Origin of the sequence: Moorena sp. SIO4A1, from assembly GCF_010672065.1 — a bacterium.
Classification (GTDB): domain Bacteria; phylum Cyanobacteriota; class Cyanobacteriia; order Cyanobacteriales; family Coleofasciculaceae; genus Moorena.
The window spans coordinates 1-1,709 of sequence record NZ_JAAHHX010000533.1 but is presented as its reverse complement, the minus strand read 5'-3'; the positions used below and the strand labels follow the sequence as shown (position 1 = coordinate 1,709).

Here is a 1,709-nt window from a genome sequence, read left to right as displayed (position 1 = left end):
TAAACAATGACCCAGAAAAACTCCTTCAGTCCAAATTCTTCCCCGCCTATCGTTGTAGTCATTAAGCTGTTTAGCATTTAGATTGGCATATGTAAATTTATCAAAGGGAACAGGGAACAGGGAACAGGGAACAGGGAAAAAATATTGTGTACCTCATAGTTATGAAAAACCCTGTAGTTAGGAAGCAACTTCAGCTAATTAATATTTAAAACTTAAACCTTAAACCTACCCTTCACCGAACGCCAAAGGCGAACAACCTTTAACATTTAAAATTATTTTTACCCTTAAACCTTTCCCCTTAAACATTCTAAATTCTAAATTCTACATTCTAAATTCTAAATTCTGCATTCTACATTCATCCTTAATAATTATTTTCCTATGAATAAACCAATTCTTTTGTCTACACCCCACATGGGTGATCAGGAACTGGAATTTGTTAAAGAAGCTTTTGAAACAAATTGGATTGCGCCAGTGGGTCCCCATGTGGATGCTTTTGAGCAAGAATTTTGCCAAGTTGTGGGTACTCGCCACGGAGCTGCTGTTAGTTCTGGCACAGCAGCCTTGCATCTAGCCCTACGGCTAGTTGGGGTTAAATCAGGGGATGAAGTTTTTTGCTCTACCCTTACCTTTATCGCTACTGCTAGCGCAATTACTTATTTGGGAGCCAAGCCAGTGTTCATCGACTGCGATCGCACTAGCTGGAATATGGATCCCGACTTACTGCGGCAAGCTCTAGATTGGCGGGCTCGACTGGGTAAATTACCTAAAGCCTTGGTTTTGGTTCATCTGTATGGTCAAAGTGCTGATATTGATCCGATTTTAGAGGTTTGCGATCGCTACGAGATTCCCGTGATTGAAGACGCTGCTGAAGCCTTAGGTGCCACCTACAAAGGTCGCTCTCCGGGAACCTTTGGGGAAATTGGTATTTACTCCTTCAATGGCAATAAAATTATTACTACCTCTGGTGGCGGCATGTTGGTTTCAAACCATCCTGATTTTGTCAGCAAAGCTCGTTTTCTCGCAACCCAAGCCCGAGACCCAGCCCCCCATTACCAGCACTCACACATTGGCTACAACTATCGCCTCAGCAATATTTTAGCTGGAGTTGGTCGTGGTCAATTGCGGGTTTTGAATCAAAGAGTAGCAGCGAGACGGCGTAACTTCGAGATTTACCAGGAAGCCTTGGCAGAGCTGCCAGGAATAGAATTTATGCCAGAAGCCCCCTATGGACGAGCCACGCGCTGGTTAACTTGCCTGACCATTAACCCTGATGCCTTTGGAGCAGATCGAGAGCAGGTTCGCCTGGCTTTGGCTGCAAAGCAAATTGAAACCCGTCCTGTCTGGAAACCATTACACTTACAGCCTGTATTTGCTGAGTGTCACTCTATTGGTGGTGCGATCGCAGAAGATTTATTTGAGCATGGTCTTTGCCTACCTTCTGGCTCCAATCTTACCACTGAAGACCTAGAGCGGGTGATTGAAGGGATTAAGGCAACCTCTCGTTGTCTAGTACACAAGTAATATCAAGTCTGGTTGAATACCCATAATTAATCGAGAGTGTGGGGAGATGGGGAGATGGGGAGATGGGAAGATGGGGGAGATTTTTATTAAGGGTAATTACCCTGACATTATATAACCTTTTTATTTCAATTGTGAACATACTCCCTTAAGCAAAAGCAAGGTAAGTCTTAGAGGTTGTCTGAGAAGTC

1 protein-coding gene is annotated in these 1,709 nt (G+C 43.8%); it reads left to right on the top strand.

Annotation, left to right across the window (positions count from 1 at the left end):
- The first annotated feature begins 378 nt into the window (after nucleotides 1-378).
- Nucleotides 379-1,521: an aminotransferase class I/II-fold pyridoxal phosphate-dependent enzyme gene (locus tag F6K53_RS40310; protein ID WP_293085731.1), complete on the top strand. Its 1,143-nt coding sequence runs from the start codon at nucleotides 379-381 to the stop codon at nucleotides 1,519-1,521.
- Nucleotides 1,522-1,709 lie beyond the last annotated feature (188 nt).

Excerpts from the sequence above, each read along its gene's own strand:
- F6K53_RS40310 (WP_293085731.1), top strand. The coding sequence starts at position 379 with ATGAATAAACCAATTCTTTTGTCTACACCCCACATGGGTGATCAGGAA.